At 46.3% G+C, this 22,480-nt stretch carries 19 protein-coding genes and 2 pseudogenes; 15 read left to right on the top strand and 6 right to left on the bottom strand.

Annotated elements, in window-relative coordinates; genetic code table 11:
- Window positions 1-226 precede the first annotated feature (226 nt).
- From FPL14_RS24800 to FPL14_RS24850, 11 genes are all read left to right on the top strand, one after another.
- Complete coding sequence (locus FPL14_RS24800; RefSeq protein ID WP_182300245.1) at window positions 227-1,795, top strand: sugar ABC transporter ATP-binding protein; 1,569 nt, start codon at window positions 227-229, stop codon at window positions 1,793-1,795.
- Window positions 1,796-1,806: 11 nt separating this feature from the next.
- Entirely contained in the window at window positions 1,807-2,823 is a 1,017-nt protein-coding gene (locus tag FPL14_RS24805; protein ID WP_182300246.1) for an ABC transporter permease, read from the top strand.
- A 43-nt stretch (window positions 2,824-2,866) separates the two neighbouring features.
- On the top strand, window positions 2,867-4,021 hold the full coding sequence (locus FPL14_RS24810) for a sugar ABC transporter substrate-binding protein (protein ID WP_182300247.1): 1,155 nt from the start codon (window positions 2,867-2,869) through the stop codon (window positions 4,019-4,021).
- A gap of 56 nt (window positions 4,022-4,077) precedes the next feature.
- Entirely contained in the window at window positions 4,078-5,079 is a 1,002-nt protein-coding gene (locus FPL14_RS24815; RefSeq protein ID WP_182300248.1) for an ABC transporter permease, read from the top strand.
- A gap of 22 nt (window positions 5,080-5,101) precedes the next feature.
- Entirely contained in the window at window positions 5,102-6,802 is a 1,701-nt protein-coding gene (locus FPL14_RS24820) for a glycoside hydrolase family 3 protein (RefSeq protein WP_182300249.1), read from the top strand.
- Window positions 6,803-6,815: 13 nt separating this feature from the next.
- Complete coding sequence (locus tag FPL14_RS24825) at window positions 6,816-7,691, top strand: alpha/beta hydrolase (protein ID WP_182300250.1); 876 nt, start codon at window positions 6,816-6,818, stop codon at window positions 7,689-7,691.
- Window positions 7,692-7,748: 57 nt separating this feature from the next.
- The gene (pgmB, locus tag FPL14_RS24830; protein ID WP_182300251.1) at window positions 7,749-8,420 is read left to right on the top strand and encodes a beta-phosphoglucomutase; all 672 of its coding nucleotides are present in this window, start codon (window positions 7,749-7,751) and stop codon (window positions 8,418-8,420) included.
- Window positions 8,421-8,492: 72 nt separating this feature from the next.
- A complete protein-coding gene (locus FPL14_RS24835) occupies window positions 8,493-10,664 on the top strand; it encodes a methyl-accepting chemotaxis protein (protein WP_182300252.1) in 2,172 nt (723 codons plus the stop codon).
- 126 nt (window positions 10,665-10,790) lie between these two features.
- A complete protein-coding gene (locus tag FPL14_RS24840; RefSeq protein WP_229263657.1) occupies window positions 10,791-11,513 on the top strand; it encodes a DUF554 domain-containing protein in 723 nt (240 codons plus the stop codon).
- 324 nt (window positions 11,514-11,837) lie between these two features.
- A complete protein-coding gene (locus FPL14_RS24845; RefSeq protein WP_182300253.1) occupies window positions 11,838-12,173 on the top strand; it encodes a hypothetical protein in 336 nt (111 codons plus the stop codon).
- A 95-nt stretch (window positions 12,174-12,268) separates the two neighbouring features.
- Entirely contained in the window at window positions 12,269-12,898 is a 630-nt protein-coding gene (locus tag FPL14_RS24850) for a kinase (RefSeq protein ID WP_182300254.1), read from the top strand.
- 39 nt (window positions 12,899-12,937) lie between these two features.
- On the opposite strand, the gene FPL14_RS24855 is transcribed toward FPL14_RS24850, so the two are convergent.
- The 3 genes and pseudogenes from FPL14_RS24855 to FPL14_RS24865 form a co-directional block, all read right to left on the bottom strand.
- Window positions 12,938-13,528: a kinase gene (locus FPL14_RS24855; protein ID WP_229263658.1), complete on the bottom strand. Its 591-nt coding sequence runs from the start codon at window positions 13,526-13,528 to the stop codon at window positions 12,938-12,940.
- A 72-nt stretch (window positions 13,529-13,600) separates the two neighbouring features.
- Window positions 13,601-13,792: pseudogene (locus FPL14_RS24860) on the bottom strand (IS1595 family transposase); the annotation flags it as partial.
- Between the two features lie 144 nt (window positions 13,793-13,936).
- On the bottom strand, window positions 13,937-14,302 hold the full coding sequence (locus tag FPL14_RS24865) for a helix-turn-helix transcriptional regulator (RefSeq protein ID WP_182300256.1): 366 nt from the start codon (window positions 14,300-14,302) through the stop codon (window positions 13,937-13,939).
- A gap of 276 nt (window positions 14,303-14,578) precedes the next feature.
- Here FPL14_RS24865 and FPL14_RS24870 point away from each other — a divergent pair, with 276 nt between their 5' ends.
- Entirely contained in the window at window positions 14,579-14,752 is a 174-nt protein-coding gene (locus FPL14_RS24870) for a hypothetical protein (RefSeq protein ID WP_229263659.1), read from the top strand.
- Between the two features lie 441 nt (window positions 14,753-15,193).
- Here the strand turns inward: FPL14_RS24870 and FPL14_RS24875 are convergent.
- The 3 genes and pseudogenes from FPL14_RS24875 to FPL14_RS24885 all read right to left on the bottom strand — a co-directional run bounded on the left by FPL14_RS24875 (window position 15,194) and on the right by FPL14_RS24885 (window position 19,252).
- Window positions 15,194-16,278 (bottom strand): annotated as a pseudogene (locus FPL14_RS24875) (GerAB/ArcD/ProY family transporter).
- A gap of 244 nt (window positions 16,279-16,522) precedes the next feature.
- Window positions 16,523-17,707 (bottom strand): Ger(x)C family spore germination protein, encoded by a 1,185-nt coding sequence (locus FPL14_RS24880; protein ID WP_229263662.1) that lies wholly within the window; start codon window positions 17,705-17,707, stop codon window positions 16,523-16,525.
- Window positions 17,708-17,713: 6 nt separating this feature from the next.
- A complete protein-coding gene (locus FPL14_RS24885; protein WP_182300257.1) occupies window positions 17,714-19,252 on the bottom strand; it encodes a spore germination protein in 1,539 nt (512 codons plus the stop codon).
- A 209-nt stretch (window positions 19,253-19,461) separates the two neighbouring features.
- Between FPL14_RS24885 and FPL14_RS24890 the strand changes: the two genes are divergently transcribed.
- The 3 genes from FPL14_RS24890 to FPL14_RS24900 all read left to right on the top strand — a co-directional run bounded on the left by FPL14_RS24890 (window position 19,462) and on the right by FPL14_RS24900 (window position 22,436).
- Window positions 19,462-20,589 (top strand): ROK family transcriptional regulator, encoded by a 1,128-nt coding sequence (locus FPL14_RS24890; RefSeq protein ID WP_182300258.1) that lies wholly within the window; start codon window positions 19,462-19,464, stop codon window positions 20,587-20,589.
- Between the two features lie 190 nt (window positions 20,590-20,779).
- The gene (locus FPL14_RS24895; protein WP_182300259.1) at window positions 20,780-21,697 is read left to right on the top strand and encodes an ROK family protein; all 918 of its coding nucleotides are present in this window, start codon (window positions 20,780-20,782) and stop codon (window positions 21,695-21,697) included.
- 13 nt (window positions 21,698-21,710) lie between these two features.
- Window positions 21,711-22,436, top strand: a complete 726-nt coding sequence (locus tag FPL14_RS24900) for a glucosamine-6-phosphate deaminase (RefSeq protein ID WP_182300260.1) — start codon at window positions 21,711-21,713, stop codon at window positions 22,434-22,436.
- Window positions 22,437-22,480 lie beyond the last annotated feature (44 nt).

A 22,480-nucleotide genomic window follows, 5' to 3' on the forward strand; every position in this document is an offset into this window, starting at 1 on the left:
GAGATGTCTCCTTTGATGTGCAAATATTTAATCTTAGTGGCGTGAAATCTATGTGCATTATTGTCTTATTATCTGTAATTTCTAATTCCCTCTCATTGTATCAAATAATAAGGTTAAATATACGCCCTTAATCGGATAATCTATCTACTTATATTTGATTTTTCTTGGTGATAACATATTGAAGTGCAGTAAGCGATATTATGCGCTGAAAAGGGTGAGCAGCAACATGAAGGAAAAAGTGTTACTAGAAACGGTAAACTTGACGAAAACCTTCGGTGAAGTGAGAGCAGTCAATAAGGTCGGCATAAAGATTTATTCCGGAGAAATTCGTGGGTTAATCGGTGAAAACGGATCCGGGAAGTCGACGGTTTCATCTATGCTTAGCGGCTTGCTCCCGGTTACCGACGGAGAAATGTTTATGCGGGGAGCTCCTTATCGCCCCCGGAATACATTGGATGCCAGAGACCATAAGGTATCGATGATCGTACAGGAAACGGGTACCATTCATGGACTGTCTATAGCAGAGAATATATTCCTGGGCGATGAGGCGAGGTTCTCGAAAGGAAGCTACGTGGATCGGGGTGCCATGCACCGCGAAGCTAAAAAAGCGCTTGAATTGATCGATATGGGGCATCTGGATCCAGGCTTACCTATACAAACCCTCAATTTTGAGGAGAGAAAGCTAATTGAGATAGCAAGAGCGCTGTATCATGATCCAAGTCTGATCATAGTAGATGAAACAACCACTGCGCTGTCTCATGAGGGGAGAGAAATGATTCATCGAATCATGCGGAAACTGAAGCAGCAAGACAAAGCCGTATTGTTTATCTCGCATGATCTTCCCGAATTGATGGATACCTGCGATGCGCTGACCGTTATGAGAGATGGGAATTTGATTACGACGATTGAGCGTCATCAATTTAATGAAAGCCTTATCAAAAAATCGATGGTCGGCAGAGAGATTGAAGGTGATTATTACCGCAGCGACTGGGATGGCTCGCACGATGATCAGGTCATGATCTCTGTGGATAACGTAAGTGCCGGTATCTTACAGAATATTACCATTCAGCTTCATAAAGGGGAAATATTGGGTGTCGGAGGATTATCAGGGAGCGGCATGCATGAATTAGGCAAACTCATGTACGGAGATCTGCAGCCTGGTAAAGGAACTGTAACGGTATATGGACCTAAACCGCGGTTATCCAGGTGGATGAGATTCGGAAAAAATAAAAAGACGGTTTCCGATGAACGGCTATACCCAAGTCCGATGAAGAATATTCAAACGGCCATTGCGAACAAGGTGGGATATGTTTCCAAAAATCGCGATCAAGAAACTTTGATCATGGAGGCATCCATTAAAACAAATTTAACCCTATCGGCTTTGGATCAACTAAGTCGCATGGGATTCATTATGCCGGCAACGGAGAAGAAATTTGCGAAAGAGCAAATTGAAGGTCTGAATATTAAAGCCAGCAGCATGAATCAGACTGTCGGCGAGCTTTCCGGCGGCAATAAACAAAAGGTGTCCTTCGGTAAATGGATCGGAAATGATTCGCGAATCCTGATATTGGACAGCCCGACCCGTGGTGTGGACGTAGGGGTGAAGACCACGATGTACAGACTTCTGTATTCATTAAAGAAGCAGGGATATTCCATCTTGATTATTTCGGAGGAATTGCCTGAACTGATCGGCATGAGCGACCGGATTTTAATGATGAAGGATGGGCGGATTAATAAAGAGTTTGTTAGAAGCAGGGAATTGGATGAATCCTCGCTTATCGAACACATGATCTAGAGGAATTCGAAATGGTGGTGAAGGAATTGGAAATAACGAAGGAAAGAGCGCCGAGAACGGATGGGCTGGGTATCAGGATGTTCACTTTTATAAAAAAACACAAAAACGTGATCATTCAATATTTAGGCCTAGTGTTTGTACTGCTGCTTTTTACTGTTTGGACGGACGGCAACCTGCTATCCTCTTTCAACGTGAAGACAATTATTCGGCAACTGGCTGTTTTGTTTACCGTTTCCATAGGTCTAGTATTTGTTTTCTCGCACGGTGGCATGGACATTTCGGTTGGCGCCGTAACAGCGCTAAGTTCAATGTCCGCAGCTCTTGCTATGAATGCAGGCGCCCCCCTCTATGTTGCAGCCTTAATCGCAATCGTGGTCTCTGTATCTTGTTATTTCATTAATATCATGATTGCTGTGCAGTTTGGTCTTATGTCCGTGATCTCATCCCTTGCGATTATGTTTATTGCGCGGGGGATCGTCACCTATCGGGTATCTACATCTGTAGAGGCGATCAAGCTCCAAGACTCCTCGGCATTGGATATGTTTCGCAATCAAACTTTCATTTTAATATCGCTGATCGTTATCGGGGTCGTCGGATTGGTCTTATTTAATTGGATGAAGATAGGCAAGCAGAGCCGCGCAATAGGTGATAACCCTTTAGCGTCCATGCAGAGCGGAGTGTTGATCAAGAAAACCAAAATGATCGGTTATCTGTTTGCAGGAGTCCTGGTGGGATACGCGTCTCTGTTTTCATTAGCCAGATCATCAACCATAAGTGAAAATACCGGATCCGGCCTGGAAATGGATGTCATTGTGGCTCTCGTGCTCGGCGGTCTTGCTCTCAATGGGGGCAGCAAGTCCAAAATGAGTTCGGCGATCGTCGGAACCATCACCTATGTGCTTCTTAACAATGGATTGGTTATGGTGGGGGTAGCTACAGAGATGGTTTCCTTAGTGAAAGGTTTGATCTTCCTTGTTGTTGTGTTTCTGCTGCTTAGGAGACCGAATTCGGAGGTTGTTCCAAGATAGTCGTCCAAGTATTGCAAAATATTAAAAAGTGAGGTTCATAACGATGAAAAAAAGCAAATTGACGTTGGTGTTTGTTGCTGTAGTCCTGGTGTTCAGCATAGTTCTTTCCGGTTGTGGAGGCAATAACGTAAACAATGAAAAAAACGTGAATGACGAAAGCGGCAACGCTGCAAAGAATGATGGAAAAAAAGCTACGATTGGAATTATGTTGTATAACTACACCGACATTCAAGGCAAGGAGATTAAATCGTACAGTAGTTATTTGGAGAAGCATTTCAATGTGACATTCAAGTATGCAACTATTGGTACCAGTGAGGAGGAGCATATTACCGGGTTGGAAAACCTCCTGGCTTCCGGAGTTGACGGAGTTATCAGCGGCTACGATACAGCACTGGAAGAAAGCGTGAGGCTCGCTGAAGATGCCGGGGTTTATTATGCTGTAGCGCTTGGTGAAGCGGATGAGAACGTGAAAAGCGACTTTTTCGTTGGGGGCGTTAAGCAGTTTGGAGAGAATGCTGCCGAGATCGGTGCGGCATACGCGGAACAGGCCCATGAAAAGGGTGTAAAGAATATTGCGATCACTTCGTTCCCGGCTTTTGCGTTTCTGGATGCACCCGCCATCATCAGCGGATTTAACGCCAAGATGGGCGAGCTAGACGATACCGTTACCGTATATGATCCTGAATATCATTCATTTTTACCTCAGAATGCGGTGGATGCAGTAACAAAAATCATGTCCGGACATCGTGAAGTTGATGCTATTTTTGCACTGGGCTCCGGTATGGACTTTGTCTATCCTGCAGTGCTGGACAGCACCAAGCCTGACGTGAAAGTACTGGCGCTCGGTTATAACGACTCAACTGAAGCCGCGTTGGAGAATGGCACGGTATTAATGGCTGGAACCAACAATTACAGCCAGTCCATCGCCGATGTCTTTGCTCAACTATATGATCGCATCAATGGTCATAAATATACGGACTGGAAGCCGAACGGAAGCATCAATTATGTGACCATGAAGTCGGCAGAGGACGTCTCTGATTTTAAAGCTTACGTTATTCCGGCGGATAAATCTAAAGGCTCGGTGACAGCGGAAGAGCTGAAACAAGAAATGTTGACGTTCAACGAGCAGGCAACCTGGGAAGGGTTGCAAAAATTAACGAGCCGAACGGTTTCCGAAATTAAGCAAGCGAGACAATAATGAAATTGGTTGCGGGGGGATGTCCCCCGCAACCAATTTAATGGAGTGAGCAGGATATGAAAGGCAGAGTCGCCACGAATACGATCAATCTGATAAAGACATTTTCATTTCCTATCCTCGTTTACTTGATCCTTCTCATACTTACTTGGATAACCGGTGAATCAGGCTATGCATCGGAAGGAGCTTTCGATCGCATTATTCGAGGCAGTGTCTTGTCTACAATAATTGCGTATGCGATTGCACTCCCGCTTTCCGGGGGAAGATGGGATTTTGCACCGGGGATTATCATTATACTGGCTGGCATTATTGGAGGGAATTTAGCCATTGACCTGGGGCTCGGGCCTGTCATGCTGCTAATCCTGACAATTGGAGTAGCAATCGTACTTAGTATGGTTGAAGGCGTTCTTTACTTGTTGTTGAGGGTTCCGACGATTATTGTTTCGCTTGGAATCGTCATGGTATATGAAGCGATGTCCGGGGTGATATTTGACGGATCCGGAACGCAGCTGTTCATGTATCCTCACCTAACGATTTTTGCTAAAAGTCCATGGTTATATATTTTGCTGGCCGTCACCATGCTGATCTTTTATTACCTCTTGACTTATACCAAATTTGGTTATGACACGAAATCATTGTCTGCCCATCCGCGGCTTGCTGTCAATATGGGGGTTAAGGAGAAGAAAAATATCCTTTTAACCTATTTGGTTGTAGGGATTTTGCTGGGACTAGCGGCAGTGATTAACGCGTCGAGCGTTCTTGTATCGCCAGCTAATAATTTAAGTTCAACCTTCTTGATGTTCTCCTCCATGGGCTCTGTGCTTGTCGGTCTGTATTTGGCTCGCTTCAGCAACATGGCGCTGGGGATATTTGCAGGCGCGATTGGAATGAATGCATTATCCTACGGCATGGTTGTATTAGGTATCGATAGTGCGATCCAAACCGTGTATTTGGGTGTGTTTATTGTTGTTTTCATGGGATTAACCACAAATGAGCATGTCATTAAAGGCCTGTTCGGGAAATTGAAACGCATTCCTTCATCGACAAGTGAAGTGAAATAGCCAGGTTGGGGGGAGATAAGGCATGAACATTCAAAAGCTTAGGGAGAAGCCGTTTTATTTGCAGGATGAAGACCTCGGTTGGGTGGAAGCAACCTTCGACGGAATGACTACGGACGAAAAATTGGGGCAATTGTTTTTTATGGTCGGATATAAGCAGGATGAGGCCTTTTTGAAGAACTTGACTCAGGATATTGGAATCGGAGGACTAATGTGCCGATCCATGGATAAGGAAAGTGTGACGGGGACCGTATCCATTCTGCAGTCGTCATCCAAGATTCCGCTATTAATTGCGGCTAATCTGGAAGCGGGAGGCTCAGGCATTACTACGGATGGGACTAAAATCGGCTCCAACATGGCCGTCTCGGCTACTAACAATACCGAATACGCCTATCAGTTAGGGAAAATCTGTGCAAAAGAGGGTTCGGCTGTCGGAGCAAACTACGCCTTTGCCCCTGTTGTTGATGTTGACTATAACTTTCGGAATCCTATTACCAATACTCGTACCTTCGGCAGTAATCCAGAGCAGGTCAAAGCGATGGGCGCGGCATATGTAAAAGGTTGTCAGGAAGAACAAATGGCAACCTCGATCAAGCATTTTCCCGGAGACGGCGTGGACGAGAGGGATCAGCACTTATTGACCTCAGTCAATACAATGTCCCCGGAGGAATGGGATCAGACTTTTGGTACCGTCTATCAAGAATTGATAGATCAAGGGGCCATGACGGTCATGGTCGGACATATTTCTTTGCCTTACTATTCCAAGCGGTTGAATCCGTTGCTTAAAGATGAGGAAATCCTTCCCGCATCTCTCGCAAAAGAACTGCTGAACGATCTGCTTAGAGAGAAAATGGGCTTTAACGGATTGATTATTACGGATGCTTCTACCATGGCTGGCATGAATATTTCTATGGCCAGAAATGAATTGGTGCCGAAGGCTATTGAATATGGCTGCGACATGTTTTTGTTTACGAAAAACCTTGAGGAAGATGTTCGGTTTATGAAGGAAGGCTTCATTAAAGGCTGGTTGTCGCAGACACGCCTGGATGAAGCAGTATTAAGAATATTGGGTCTGAAGGCTGCCTTGCAACTGCACAAGAAGAATAACATTCCTTCGCTTGAGCAGGCTAACCAAATTCTGAGACACTCCGAGCATCAAGAGATTGCCAAACAGGTTACGGATTTATCCATTACGCTGGTGAAAGAAGAGCAGGGCGTCCTCCCCATATCTCCGTCCAAGTTTGGCCGCATATTGCTGTACGATATTGAGAGTGGAGCCAACGCACTGGGGTACATCAGAACCAGCGTGGCTGAGAACTTCAAATCGCAGCTTGAAGCACAGGGGTTTGAAGTCGCAAGGTTTGAGACGAATGGGGTATACGAGGGACTGCAGAGGTCGTTCGATGAAATGACCAAGCAATACGATCTGATCATTTATTTGTGCAATCTGGCAACCAAGTCTAATCAGACGACTGTACGTATTGAATGGATGAATCCTATGGGCGTCAATGTACCGATTTATATGAATTCGATTCCTACGATTTTTATATCAACCGAGAATCCATATCATTTGTTGGATGTGCCGCGAGTCAAAACGTACATTAACACTTATGGAGTCAATGATTTCACTCTTCCATTGCTTATTGACAAGCTGATGGGAAAATCGACATTCAAAGGAGTAAGTCCCGTCGATCCATTCTGTGACCGATGGGATACAAGACTATAGTGGGGTGTAGAAAATGATCCATAAGAAACTAAAGCTGTTTGAGCATTCTGAGGCGACCTTAACGACTTATGTGCTGGATGATGGCGAATATGATCGGAAGAATCTGGTTCGGCCGGCAGTAGTCATTTGTCCTGGCGGGGGATACACGATCATTTCTCATAATGAAGGAGAGCCGGTTGCGCTTGCATATGCAAGGGCGGGCTACCATGCATTTGTGTTAACTTACTCCATTAAGATCGATAATCCTTTTCCGACTGCTTTAAGGGAGTTGGCCAAGGCGATGTCGATTATCAGGGAGAATGCGCAGGAGTGGCTGATCGATCCCGATAATATATCGGTTGCGGGCTTTTCGGCCGGGGGAAATCTGGCCCTTAGCCTGGGAGTGAACTATCGGAAACCTGTGATTACAAGCGAGATTGGATTAACTTCAGAGGAGATCAAGCCCAATCGTCTTATTCTAGGCTATCCGGCTGTTACGCTTAAGGCACGGCCTACAGAAACGCCGTCTTTTCTTATCGAGTTGATGGAGAAGGGGTTGATGCCTGATTTTAGAGGGCCAAATATTCAAGAAATTCTGATGGGCAAAGAGAATCTAACCGATGACGAAATCGACTCGTTAAATTTACTTCAGTATCTCCATGACGAGATGCCGCAAACATTCATATGGGGTACTTATGAAGATATGGTCATACCGGCGACGGACCTGCTCGGACTGGCTGAACAACTGTATCGGCGAAAGGTGCCCTGTGAGCTGCATCTATTCGAAAAAGGCCAGCATGGAATGTCGCTTGGTGACGAATCAGTAAAGGCTGGGGATCAGGTTGGTCATTTAAGCCTTGGAACATGGTTTGATCTTTGTCTAAAGTGGATGAAGCAGATCAGAAATTGACTTTGTTTCTGAGCAACTTAAAGATACAGAACCATACATGCGGAGAGGAATCGGAGAATGAATAAGCTGCCAAAGGCGATTATATTCGATTTGGACGGGGTCATAACGGATACCGCGGAATATCACTTCCTCGCTTGGAAACAGTTAGCTGAAGAGCTTGGGGTGACCATCGATAGAGAGTTTAACGAAATGCTAAAAGGCGTGAGCCGTATCGAATCTTTGACTCGTATTCTCGCTTTGAATCCGACTCTCGCGAATATGTCAGAGGAAGAAAAAAACAGGCTTGCCGCGAAGAAAAACGAACACTATAAATCGTATATCGCGCGCCTCAGCCCTAAGGATGTCCTTCCGGGGGTCAAGCCGTTAATCAAGAAGTTGAAGAAGGAAAATCTGAAGCTGGCAATAGGATCTGCGAGCAAAAACGCGCCTGAGGTCCTGAAAAGACTGGATTTGGAAGAGACCTTTGATTACGTTGTGGATGCTGCCAGGATTTCAAAAGGCAAGCCGGACCCGGAGACGTTCACGAATGCTGCCGATTACTTCGGTGTTTCTTATGAACATTGTATTGGTATAGAGGATTCTGCAGCAGGCATTCAGGCTATTAACGCTGCTGGGATGTTCTCTGTTGGTATCGGTAATGCCGCTGATTTGTTCGAAGCGAACTATTTAATTGATACTACTGCCGAGTTGAACTATGAAGCCATTATTCTAGCGTATAATCAATCGTGACGTTGCCGGAAACATTGCTGCATGGCATGAGTGCGCACCCCAATTGGATAAAGACGTTAAGGGAGTTGACTTATGGCAGCAATATGGAAAAAACGAAGAACCTTGGGAAAACAGTTGCTTATACAACTCAACATGATGAGAACCAAAATGATCCTTGCTTTTGTGCTGGTGCTCATTATTCCAAGCTTTTTAGTCAGCTACATTTCATATCAAACCGCTAAGGAAGAGGTTCAGAATCGAATAGAGGATTCCATTTATTCTAAACTTGATTTGATACGCGGCAATCTGCATATGCAGATTGAATCGGCAATGAACACTCTTGAAGGTTTAGCGGCACGGTTGGAGCAACAGGGGGATTCTCTCGGAAGCAGTCAACTGGACGCAATATTGACAGAAACACGCTATTTGAATCTTGTGTCCATTCGATTGGTGAAAAAGAATGGAATCGTCATTGAATCGACTACCCAAGAATACTTCGATGCTTTGGAGGGGCAACAGGCTGCCATGCTGCAACAAATGCATGCCGCCACCCCTTCGCCAGAAGAACAATTGGTAAATCCGGGTTCACCAGAGCAACCGTCTCCCCCTGCTGATGTAAAGAAATCCGCTGACATCCGGGTAACGGAGTGGTATTTGAAAGCCAGTCAGGATCCAGGAAAATCTATTATCTCCGATACGCTTGTGGATCAAGTAACAGGCCAGACGACCATTGCCCTTTCCCGTTCGCTTTCAAGCGGAGAGGTTTTACAGGTAAGAGTTGATATTCGGAAACTGGCTGAGCATGTGACAAGAACCCGTATCGGAGATACGGGAACGTTGATCGTGTCAGATTCCCAAAACATTATCGTTTCCGGTTCAGGATTCGTATTCGATTCGGGATTCTTTAAATCGGGAACGCTTTCCTCTCCGCTTCCACTATTAGAAGAACCTGTATTGGATGAGGCTAGAAATATATCCTATTCGCATGCGCAAAGTGACAACGGGGAATTGGATAAGATCATTTTGGACGTCTACACCGCCGTAGAACCCTTATCCGGATGGATGGTAACCGGGATGCTGGACATCACTGATTATGATGCCGCTGCCGAGCCGATTCTGAAAAAGGCTCTAATGGTTATTGGAATATCAATACTGATTGCTGCCATTATTATGATTATCATCCTGCGTTTGTTCATGTTGAAAATGAGAAAACTGCGGGAAGGTACGATGGCCGTACGCAATGGAAATTTGACTAGTCGAGTGGACATGAGTAACACGGATGAATTCGGTATATTGGCGGAAGCTTTTAATGAGATGACAGATTCACTGCAATCGATGGTCCGGGAGCTCAGCATGACTGCAACTCGCTTGACGGATTCCTCCTTAACCATTCATGCAAGTACAGAGCAAACGGCACAATCGATTCAGCGCGTCACTGAAACGATGCAGGAATCTGCTGAACTCGCAACTAACGGAGCGAAATTTTCACAACAAACGGCAATTGCAGTTGATGAGATGGCGAAAGGCGTTGCGGCAATTGCCGAGTCGGCAGAAGCGATTGTGGATTCGACCGAGAAAAACGAACGAGACGTAAAGAAAGGTAATGCAACCATTGAAAAGGTTCAAGCTCAGATGGACCGTATTCTTGGCGCAGTTGGACAAAGCATGGAAATCATCAATGGATTAAGCGAACTGTCCGGGGAAGCAAGACGGATGAACGAATCCATCACTGAAATCGCCAATCAAACCAATCTGCTGGCATTGAATGCAGCCATTGAAGCTGCAAGTGCAGGAGAAAAGGGTCGCGGCTTTGCTGTTGTAGCTGAAGAGGTGCGCAAGCTTTCCAAACAATCCAGACAATCCGCAGAGCGGATCCATGTTTCGATCACGCAGATGTTTGATCTGATAGAACAATCCAAAGATAAAATGAATGGTGATGTGACGAATCAAGTCAGGGAAGGCATCCTAATCAGCAGGGAGGCAGCAGCGGCTTTCTCAAATATCGAGAAGTCGACCTCTAATATTATCCAACAGATTCAGGGAATCTCGGCAGTATCTGAGCAAATCTCTGCAAGCACGGAGCAAGCGGCTGCATCCGTTAACGAGCTATCCGGGCATGCCATCCACTCCGCAGACAGCGCACAGACAAACTCCGCTGCAATCCAGGAACAAATGGCTTCGATTGAGGAGATTTCCTCTTCCTCTCAGGAATTGGCTAATATGGCAAGATACCTGCATGAACTGGTAAAGCGCTTCAAGCTTTAAAATATAAAATAAATAATAAGAAACGGGGCAAGCAGGAGAAACATCTCCCTATTTGCTCCGTTTCTGTTTGAAAATCACTCATCCGCAGGCACCGCTCCGTTGCTTTGAAAGAAAGGAAAAAATAAGATGAACATGCCTGTAGGTGTTATCGCGTCCAGCCTATCCCTTTTGATTGGAGGCATGATAGGCGCGCTTTTAGGTCAAAAAATCCCGGAAAGATTGCGTATGGCGCTTCCGCTTACATTCGGTCTTGCTTCCATGGCGATGGGGCTTAGCTATATCGTAAAATTAAGCACGCTTCCGGCAGTTGTGCTGTCCTTAATTCTAGGAAGCATAATTGGTGAGTTCATAAAATTTGAGAAGGGGATTGAACATTGCGCTACGCTGGTTCAAAAGCCCATTGAAAAAATGTTCAAGAACTCCGGGAGTCAAGATCGAATGGAATTTATGGAGAAGTTTGTCGGCATACTGGTGTTGTTTTGCGCCAGCGGCACCGGTATTTTTGGCGCTTTAAATGAAGGGATAACTGGAGATGCAACGGTACTATTTACTAAGTCATTCCTTGATTTTTTTACAGCGGTAATCTTTGCGGCGTCATTAGGAGTTATTGTCATAACGATTGCCGTACCTCAGTTTGCCATCATGATCGTTTTGTATTTTAGCGCGAGCATGATCATACCTTTGACGACCCCGGTTATGATGTCCGACTTTACATCAGTTGCGGGAATCATCATGCTGGCAGCGGGCTTCCGGATATGCGGAATCAAGCTGTTCCCGGTGGCCAATATGCTCCCCGCACTATTGATCGTCATGCCGATCTCGCACATTTGGGTGTCAATCATGCCATAATCTCATGGACCCCTTGCGGAAGGAGCGGTGCGAGCATGAGGAATGTGAACGGTAGGAACAGCTGCGCCAGGCGCCCAATACTTCCATTCCTCGCCTGACATTAAACTTCCCTTCAGGAATTTATTTTGCATGCACAGTTTTAGAGAAACGGGCACCTAAAGGGCACCCAATCGGGAGCCTTTTAATTTCGCTTTATAGATGATATGGTGAACCGTATCACAAGTAAAAAAATCAAGCCCCCTCTCGAAAGAGGGCTAGGTTTTGGGTCACCAATATGATATAGGTCTGAAAAACCGTTTTAAACGGCTCAGGAAGGGTATGCTTATGAAAATAATTACATTATGCGGTTCTACAAAGTTCAAGGAGCAATTTGAACAAGCCAATGCATTTCTTACACTCCAGGGAAACATTGTGATTAGTGTAGCCTTCTTTGAGCAAAGTGAAGGTTTTGAAATCACTGAAGAACAAGCTGAGTTGCTTGGAAATCTTCATTTTAGAAAGATTGATATCTCTGACGAAATCTTCGTAATTGATGTTAATGGTTACATTGGCAACAGTACAAGAAAAGAGATTGAGTACGCTGAAAAAAAGGGTAAGGCGATCCGCTATTACTCTGATGGAGAGATTCCTTTTACATTCTCGGCTAAAGGAACTCTTTAGTTACGGGTTGCGGGATTCCTAACGTGGCACGACTCATTATGAGATTATCTTTGATACCTTGAAAAAACAAATTTAACGAAAGGGAGGATAAAGTAATGTCCGATAAGAAGCTCACAGAAAAATTGCTATCTCAATATTCAACGCGGTCGTCTAAAGACCGTCCCTTTATAGTCGCAATAGATGGTTTAGGTGGAGCAGGAAAAACGACATTAGTAGAAAAACTTGAACAAGAATTAAATAATAATAACTGTAAGGTAGTCATTATTCATATTGATGACCATATCGTTGAGAAAAATAAACGATACCAAACAGGACATGAGGAATGGTATGAATATTATTACTTACAATGGAATCTTAATAAATTAACAACCAATCTATTTGAAGTATTACACAATAGTCATCATAGTATCGTTTTACCTTTTTATGATACATCTACCGATTCAATTTCGAATAAAGAAGTTACAGTACCAACTGATAGTATTGTTCTTATTGAAGGTATATTTCTACAAAGAAAAGAATGGAGGAAATTTTACGATATTATTATTTTTTTGGACTGTCCTCTTGAATTAAGGAATGAGAGAGTCTTAAACCGAGATTCATATATCGGAGATAATCATGCAATAATTAATAAGTATAAAAGCAGATATTGGCCAGGAGAAGAACATTACCTTGAAATAGAAAAACCATTTAGAAATGCAGATATAATATATAGGCTCTTTTCGTAAAAATTGTTGCTATTGACGATGGGTTCAACTAGATATTCTTTAGGAACTAATAATCATATCGGCGTTGGCTAACGGAGCTATCGAATCCAAATAGAAGTCTTCCGCTTTCCAATACCTTGACCTGAATTTTTCGATGTTCTCCTTGGCAGATGCAGATTCACGTTCGAATCGTTTATCCCTTGGGCAATCCAAATACACGATGAATTCAAAAAAGTCTCGCCACTCTGGTCGTTGAAGAAACACACCTTCAACAATCAGAATGCAGTTGTTTGGTATAGTAACGGTCTTTATTTCTAATTTATCCACAACGGAGTTGTAGAAGGGAAGTTCTACGACTTCTGCATGGTTTAACTTTGAAAATAACTGGTTACGCAAAAGTTCAACATCCCATTGAAGGTTGTAATACTCGTACCATTGCTCAAATTCAGTGTCATATCTATTCTTGCGTTCCACAATATGGTCATCAATGTGGAAGATGCAAACAGGTTTCTGGTATTGAATCAGCCTGTTTCCCAATTCCGTTACAAATGTGGTCTTTCCAGAACGGCTTAGCCCGTCAATCCCAAGTACGAGTCGGTTGCTAACATAGCGGTTCAAAATGGTATCCATTATCTTATCATAATCGACCATAACTTCACCTCTTCATATGACTAACGGTTCGCAAATAACAACCGTCCATTACGATGCATTTCTAATAACATGTTTAATGGCTATACTTCCACAGTGAACACAAGCCAAGCCTCCGCTGAAACGAACTTCTTGTATGTCGCCAACCATGTTGGCAATATCTTCTTTGGGTTCAGGAAAGAGAGTTTCTTGTATCGCTTGGAATAATCGAAGTTGTTCAGGTTTTGGCAAATCGCTAAAATCACCATAAACGGAACGCCAGTCCATTGTTCATTCATCCTGTGCAAACAAATGTTCTGGTTTAATTATATCACTTTCCCGATAAGCAACAATCTTTTAGAAAAGAGCTACACTTCGCTGTGAAGTGTACTGTTTTGCTGAGTTCCTTTCGATATGTCCTTCCTGCACATCCTAATGCATCCTGGCTTCAAGAACAGCTTTCTGGTATTCGCCTGGCGTTTGATTAAAATATTGCTTAAAAACATAATAAAAATGTTTTGAATTCATATATCCGCAGGATTCGGCAACGCTTGAAATTTTCAAGTCAGGATTATGGTAGAACTGACTGGCAGCATATTCCATTCCCAGCTTGGTAAGATATTTAATGAAGGAAATGCCTTCCGATTCTCGGAACAAGGTGCTCAAATAATTAGGCGACAGTCCCAGCAGAGCGGAAATCTGCGCGAAACCGATAGATTGATTAAAATGTTCTTTGATATACTTTTTGCAGAACACGATATAATCATGAGGGTCTTCCGATTCTTCTTTTTTGGGCAAATCGAGATGATAAAGATTCCCAAGAGATTTGAGAATGGATTTTTTACAATCTCCTTGAGGGACGTTTGATGAGATTCAAGAGACATGAAAAGGTCGCCGCAGGCATCCGAAAGCCATGTGGAGGATGCGGAATGCGTACGGGTAGTGGTATTGAAATAGCAAAAGATAGTACAGGCAAACCGATACAGATCTTCTAGATTATTAGGGCAGCGCTCCAACAATTCATAAATGTTTTTTTCCCATTCGGCCATATTTCCGGTATAGCCGTTCCTTACAATGTCTTCGATTTCCAAGCTGTTGCTCAAAGCTTTCGTCGAGAAGTCGAAGACGAAGCTGCTGCAAGCGATTCTGCTCGACCCGCAGGTACCGACCTACTATCAAGCGTGCGCGATGATCGACGAAATGTGCGAGCTTCAGAAGGATATTTTGCCGGCCCTTGAATGGGTGTAAATCCGAAAGAGGGACCTTAGCAAATTACAGGCGAACTCTATGTCGGTCATGACGATGAGATGTGAGGACGGGATCGGCTTAGTAAAGTTGAGTTAGACAAGAGCGCTGTAATGGTCACGTATGACAACGCATTCTTTCGATATGCGACAGCGTTCTGTATCTGAAGGACAAGCAATTGCATAAGGATAGTTACTTCCTATGCTATCCGAGGTGACAAAACTAATAGCAGTACGGCACAAGGCCCCGTTGACAGGGCCTTTGTATTGTTTTGAGATAGATAGCCAGTCGATTGGTGAACGGTTCTTCCCTTGAAAAACCATATTCAAGCACGAGCTCAATGATTTACTTCTCAGATGAGCTCAATAGCGTAGCCCGCATAAGTCAATAATTATAATTGAGACTATTCAATGTCCTCCTTTTTTTGATTCCCTTATCCATGCTTTACTTGTAATTGGTTCTTCGAAACCATGCTGTTATGACCAGGAGCATTCCGAGAGCAATGTTCAAGAAGTCTAGCACGACATGGCTCGTTCCCAAGTACTCTTCGAATTCGTCTACGCCGGAAGGCCCCCACATGCTCATAACAAGTGCAAGCAAACCAATCGGGAATACTAGCGAACGGTATTGTTTAAGTCCGAGCAATTGGGCCGCCCCCAACGCTGCCGAAAACAAATAGGCAGTCAGTTGAATGAACGTACCGGGGAGCCAAACGGCCAGCAGTAAAGCGTCGATATGCTGGAGAAATTCACCTACGCCGATATACCTAACGACTTCAATGAACGGATAATTCAATGTGCTGGCATGCTTGCCGAAAAGCAAGATGGATACGAGCCCGGAGACAGACAACGTAATCATCAGCGTGAACCAGGTAGCTAAGGTGTACGCCTTCACTTTCAGCTGATTTGAAACGAACGGAATATACAGTCCGAGCAAAATATAGCCGGAAAACCAACTGAACGGGATGATTGCCCCCTTGGCGGAAGGAGCGATTCCTCTGCCCATGATAGGTAACATATTGTTTACGTCCCATTCGGGAATCGACAAGATGATCAACAGTGCGAACACGAGGAATGTGAACGGTAGGAACAGCTGCGCCAGGCGCCCCAAAACTTCCACTCCTCCCCTGACCGCGTAGGACACTAGCAGCATCATACCCCCCATGGAGACTAGCACCGGCGTTTTTGCAAAAAGACGACCGAAATGAAGTTGCCATACTCCCTCAAGATGACAGAAGTCAGATTAATGCCGTAAAAAACAATGGCTAAGCCCACCGCTTTGCCCAGCCATGATCCGAGTAACCGCTCGCTGTACTGGATAATCGTTTCCTTCGGAAACTTGCGGCTAAGCCAGAGCATCGCAAGTATGAAGAGCAAACCGAGCAGGTGGGCCCAGATCGGTGACAACCACAAATCGCGCCCGGCTTCCTTTCCCGTAATTTTTGGAATAAACAAGATGCCGTCGTAGGCGGAAACCGCATAAAAAAGAAGTCCAAGCTGCGCCGCGGAAATCTTTCCTTTCTCCACCATCGGCCAAACCCTCCTCACCTAACCCCGTCGGTTAGCGGTTTGCATACACGGTTGAACAATTCGATTGGTCCGGGGAGATTCGGAAAAAGAATAACGAGCACAGCCGTGAGCCAGCCAGCGGTCGCGAAGCCGATCAACGCCGCCCGTTCCCTCCTGGTCTTATCTTCGAAACAACGCCATTCGGCCCAAACCATCAACAAGACTACTAATGTAACACCCATTAGGTTCAACAAAGTCACGACTTCTACACCTCTTCTCGCGGTTCACCGGCAGGCAGATTGTTCATTCCGGTGTTCCTGACCTTCACCAAGACCTTCACCTTAACTTGCAACGAAGGAAAAATCCGTTCCCAGCGAGCTTGCAGTCGTTGCCATTGTCGCGGATGACGGCGGTTTATTGCATCGCCGAAACCGAAAATATCGCTCCCCATCCTCTGAGCCTGCTTGATTGTCTTCTCTACCTTATGGCGAATGTGGTCGGTCGCCGCTTTTTCGACCCCGTGGATGAATTTCGGATCGGTTGCCGCGAAGCGAGTCGTATTTTGAACGACTCTTAACTCAGTTTCGATCCCTACCTCTATTCGAGGCATTCCTTCCTCGAATCCAGGAACAATGCGAGTTCTGGATGACAGGACGCCAAGCGAGATGAGGGATGTAGAGGGCTCTTCCAGCTTAACGGTCTCGGTATCGCCTTTAACTTGATGAAGCATCCACTTCATCCCGAAGAACGACTCCCCTTTGATTACTCCGGCCATCCGATCATGAGAAAAAATGGCATAGCCTTTCACGTACGGAATGCTTTCGTTGCCGTCTTGTGTAATATCAACGTAAGGTAGTATCGACGCTTCCGATTTATTGCCGAGGTTCTGTACCAAGCGGTTTAGCGTTATCGGCTGACGGATGGCGTGGGCAGATTCTCCGCTCAGAAAATCCGCTTTGGTCTGTTCTAGCGGAGAAGAGGAAGCGAGAAACTCGCGCACGACTCCCCTGCAGACGAACGGCTGAACCCGCAATCGAATATTATTGTCGCGCACGAGATAATCCATCTGTTCCCGGAATTGACCGCGGGACAACGCTTCTCCTATGACTAACAGTTCTAGTTGCCCCCAGTAGATGGCACGGGGAAGCTTCAGTTGCAGCTTGGAGGCAGCATCCGCCGCAGTCAATCCCGAAGCGGACCAAATCAAGGTCGGGCTGCTCCCTTTGGACTGTTGCTTCTCTTTTCCTCCCTTCTTCGGCATAACGATTTCAAGCGTTAATTCGATCTCCCCGTCGTCCTTCCGATCTAACCCGGCGAACGTAACAATCGCAAGATCGTTTACTTCCTTCCGGTCCCAACAGCCCGTCGACAACAGCAATGTGGTCGCAACCAACACGAGTGATAGCGGTTTGAAAGTACGTAACTGGGGGAATGCCAAACTTCTGCCCATATTCTGTTAGTTTCTTCCTCCTCTTCCTGGGCCCGGCTTTTGCCCGCGCGCGAGTCGTTTGCTGTTCCGCAAAGCCGCAAAACCGGGACGCATCGTCATTTTCCACCAAGGAGCCCGTATTGCGGTATCCTTCATTTCGTTTGCCGCAAACGGCGCGAATGGGGATAAATAAGGGACACCGTAAGAGCGAAGCATACACAAATGGATGGCAATGGCTATAATGCCGAACATAACTCCGAGCATGCCTAATGTCCCGCCAAGCACGATGAGCGGCAGCCGCAAAAGACGAATGGCAAGCTCCAACGAATAATGGGGGGCAGTAAATCCCGCAATGCCCGTAAACGCGATAATGATAACGATCGGCGCCGATACAAGCCCTGCCGATACCGCAGCTTCTCCTACGACGAGCGCGCCGACGATCGTAACAGCCGACCCAATTTGCCGCGGAAGGCGAAGCCCGGCCTCGCGCAGCACCTCGAACGCGAGTTGCATCATCATCACTTCAACGAATGTCGGGAATGGGATTTCTTCACGTGCCGAGGCGATGCTAATCAACAGTTTGCCGGGTACCATTTCATGATGAAAATTTAACAACGCAACGTATACAGACGGAAGTATCGTAGAAATGAGTAGTGTCAAATAACGTAAAAAGCGAAGAGCGCTGGAATATACTGCGCGGTTATAATAATCATCCGCAGCCTGCAGAAGCGTTGCTAGCGTCGCGGGAACGATCAGCACATTGGGCGTTCCGTCCACCAATACTACGATGCGGCCTTCGAGCAGGCTTGCAGCCGCAATATCGGCCCGTTCTGTAAACATTTGCTGAGGAAACGGGGAATATGGATCGTCTTCCGTTAGTTCTTCTATGTATCCCGTTTCCAACACGCTGTCCACATCGATACGTTCGAGCCGGCTTTGCACCTCATTCAGCAAGGAAGGCTTGACTAGATCCTCCATATAAGCGATATAGACTTCCGTCCCCGTATAGCGACCGATATTTAACGATCTGAGCTTCAGCTTTACGCTCTGGATTTTTCGTCGCAACAGCGACAGATTAGTTGCGATCGATTCGGTGAATCCATCGCGCGGCCCCCGAAGCGAAGGCTCAGTCTTTGGCTCTTCTACATTGCGCTTGTCCAATTGGGCGGTTCCGAGCAGCAAAGCACCCGTACAGCCGTCGATAAGGAGCACAGAAAATCCTTTAATCAACTGTCCAGCGCATTCCTCTACAGTCGCGGCATCAAAGACCGAGGTAACAGGCAAGAGCCGAAGTTTGATCGCATGCAAATCTGTACATGCCAAGTCTTCCGATTTCATAAGCGGCATCAGGACACTATTGTCGACTTCTTTCCTATCAGTCATGTAGGGGATATTGACGAGCTCAGCCCGAACCGTTCCGCCGATCAGGAATGAGCGGAACGAAACGTCGTCGGCTTCGCCGAGCACTTGCTTGAGCGACTCAATATTTCGGTCCAACTTCGGAACCAATGCTGTTTGATCACCGGATTCTAAGTTGCCGAAACGAGTAGAAAACCGCGCCTGCACAGTCACCTTCTCCTTGTCGTTCGAATTACTGAGACTGTTCCAACTACGTTCAGGTATTTTTACCTAAGTGACAACTTTTCATCCCATTTCCCAGGGTATACCGATTTACGCTTATTCGAGAGTAAGGCTGGTATTGCACCTGTCAATTTGACGAGATTAATCCCTTGGATTAAATTTAGTTTAAACAAAGATGCAGGGAGATTGGGATTGTGAGAAAAGGGAACTTGGAGCTTCTGAAGAAAATAAACCGGAGTCTCGTACTGGAAACGATACGCTCCCAGCAGCCGATCAGCCGGGCGAAAGTCGCGCAGCGCTTGAGCTTCAGCCGTTCGACCGTCTCGTCCATCGTTGACGAATTAATCGCCAAGAAGTTCGTCGTGGAGACCGGATTCGGGTCCTCGACCAGGGAAGGCGGGAGAAGGGCGATCGAACTCGGGTTTAATCCGAGGTCCGGCTACGGCGTCGGTGTCGAGTTATTGGAGAACGGGCTGTTCATCTGCATTACGGATTTGGACGGGAACGTGGTCTTGAAGGAGAGCTCGGTCGCCGGCAACGACTTCAAGACGATCTACGAGTGCATCCTTGCGAGCTTGGATAAAGCGTCGGTATCGATGGATGCCGTGATCGCGATCGGGTTCTGTATTCCAGGCCTTACAAACAGTAAGGAAGGAATCGTCGTGGATGCGCCGGAGTTCGGCTGGAAGGACGTTCCTTTCGTCGATGAGATGAAGAAGTATCTGGCCAAGCCCATCTACGCGAATAACGATGTGAACTGTGCGGCTCTCGGCGAACGTTGGCTTGGCGGGGCCAAGGACCTGGAGGACTTTATCTACATTTATATCGGTCTGGGCTCCGGAGTCGGAAGCGCGATCGTTGCGAACGGAAACTTGGTTCATGGCAAAGATTTCATGGCCGGAGAAATCGCATATCTGATCCAAGAGGAAGACATTACTCGTAATCAAGTGAACGTGGCCGGACAATTCGGGGTCTTCGAGAAAAAGACTTCGGGTAAATCGCTCGCCGAGAACGATAACACGGTTCAAGCTCTTTTTCAGGGATATACGCAAGAAGATCCCCGCTCCGTACAAACGGTAAACCGCTTCGTCACCCAACTGTCCATAGGAATCTCCAACATGGTCAGCCTGCTTAATCCCGAGAAGGTGATTCTTGGCGGCGAGGTGGCCGGATATCTGAATCCCGTGTTGGACGAGATCCGATCCAACATTGGCCGAATGACTCCGATTCAAACGACAGTGGAGATTTCTCGAATGGGGGTTGAAGCGGGAGTTCTCGGGGTGATCGCTTATGCTTTCGAGCTGGAACAGAACGTCATCTAGAAGCCATGGCTCGCTCACATTCGCTTGGCTTGATACATAACGCGGTTGTTCGCATTTCCAGTGCGAACCAACCGCGTTTTTTTATTGACAACGCTATCATGTTGATATAATATTTGGTTTAGTTAGTACGTACTCAGTACAAACTAACTCCAAAAAGCGGAAATTGGGGTGCAAACAGAGTGATTATACGATGAAAAGGAACGATGCACAGCCAACTCAAGCTGAACAGTTGTATGGTGTCGGAGTCGATATCGGCGGAACGAAGATCATGATTACGATCGCCAATCAAGCCGGCGATATCATGTACAAAAAGAAAATGAACACCTCGGGAGATATCGACGTCATCTCTATGCACATTACGGAATGTCTGATTGCCGCGGCCATCTCTATGGATCAAGTGGCCGCCATAGGCTTCGGAGTCCCGGGCATCGCCAACAGCGAGGAAGGCACCGTTATCGAAGCACCAGCGCTTCAGTGGAATCACGTTCCGTTTCGGGAACAAATGCAACGGTACTTTGACAAGCCTATCTTCGTGGACAACGATGTCAACTGCGCGGCTCTGGGCGAGAGATGGCTCGGGTCCGCTCGGAACACGAACGACTTCGTTGTGGTGGCAATCGGGACGGGCGTGGGTAGCGCGATTATTGCGAACGGTTCGCTTGTGAAGGGCAGTAATTACATGGCCGGTGAAGTCGCATACATGGTCATGGAGCAAGACGTTCTCGACAATGGCATCAATGCTTTCGGCGATTTCGGACAATTTGAGAAGAAGATCTCGGGAGTGGCTTTGTCGCAGTACGGAACGTTGCCCCAAGAACTGTTTGAGCAATATGCGCGCGGGGACGAGAAGTCGATCCCGATCATTCAACAATTCGTAACGGATTTGTCGATCGGCATCGCCAATATGGTGAGTATGCTGAATCCGCAGAAAGTGATCCTTTGCGGTGGGGTTTCTCAATCGTTGTCGGGGGTGCTAGAACTCATTCGCTCGACGGTATCAAACTTCACGCCGATTCCCACAATGATTGAATTGACATCCATCGGGGAGGAAGCCGGGGCAATCGGAGCGGCAGCTCTCGCTCTTGAGAAGGTAGGCTTGATCAACTAGAAAGGGGTTTAAAATGAAAACGCACATCGCACGCAATTATCTTGAAATGTCGTCGCAAGCCGCCGAATTGATCATTAATCAAGTCAGAGAAAATCCCAATTCGCTGGTGTGCTTCGCCGCCGGCAATACGCCTCTCGGTACGTTCTCCTGTTTGGTGGAAGCGTTTCACGGAGGAAGGATTAACTTCGATCAGTGCCGCTTCATCAGTTTGGACGAATGGGTCGGTCTGGGCGCTTCGGATGAAGGCAGCTGCCGGCAGACGCTTGACCGCCATTTTTTCGAACCGTGCGGGATCAAGAAGGAAAACATCCACTTCTTTAACGGAACCAGCGACGAATTGGAAGCGGAATGCAAGGCGATGGACGACTTAATCGTGGCTCATGGGACGATTGATCTATTGTTGCTTGGCGTAGGAATAAACGGCCACTTGGGCTTTAACGAACCGCATGTCGACTTAGAACAGTATTCGCACGTGACGGATCTCGATTCTGTTACGAAACAAGTCTCCGTGAAATACTTTACGGAGCGGAAGAACGTGCAAAAAGGAATTACGCTCGGGATCAAACATCTGATACAGGCGAGTATGGTGATTCTGATCGCGGACGGAGAAAAGAAAGCGGATATCATGAGAAAAGCTCTGCGCCACGAGGTTACGAACGAAGTGCCGGTTACGGTCATGCAACGGCATCCGAACGTCCACGTCTGCATGGATGAATCGGCGGCGGCATTTGTTCTCTGAAGAGATTACTACGACCATGCATCGAAAGCAACGAATCCGAGAAC

The sequence above is a fragment of the Cohnella cholangitidis genome (assembly GCF_014107495.1).
Classification (GTDB): Bacteria; Bacillota; Bacilli; order Paenibacillales; family Paenibacillaceae; genus Cohnella; species Cohnella cholangitidis.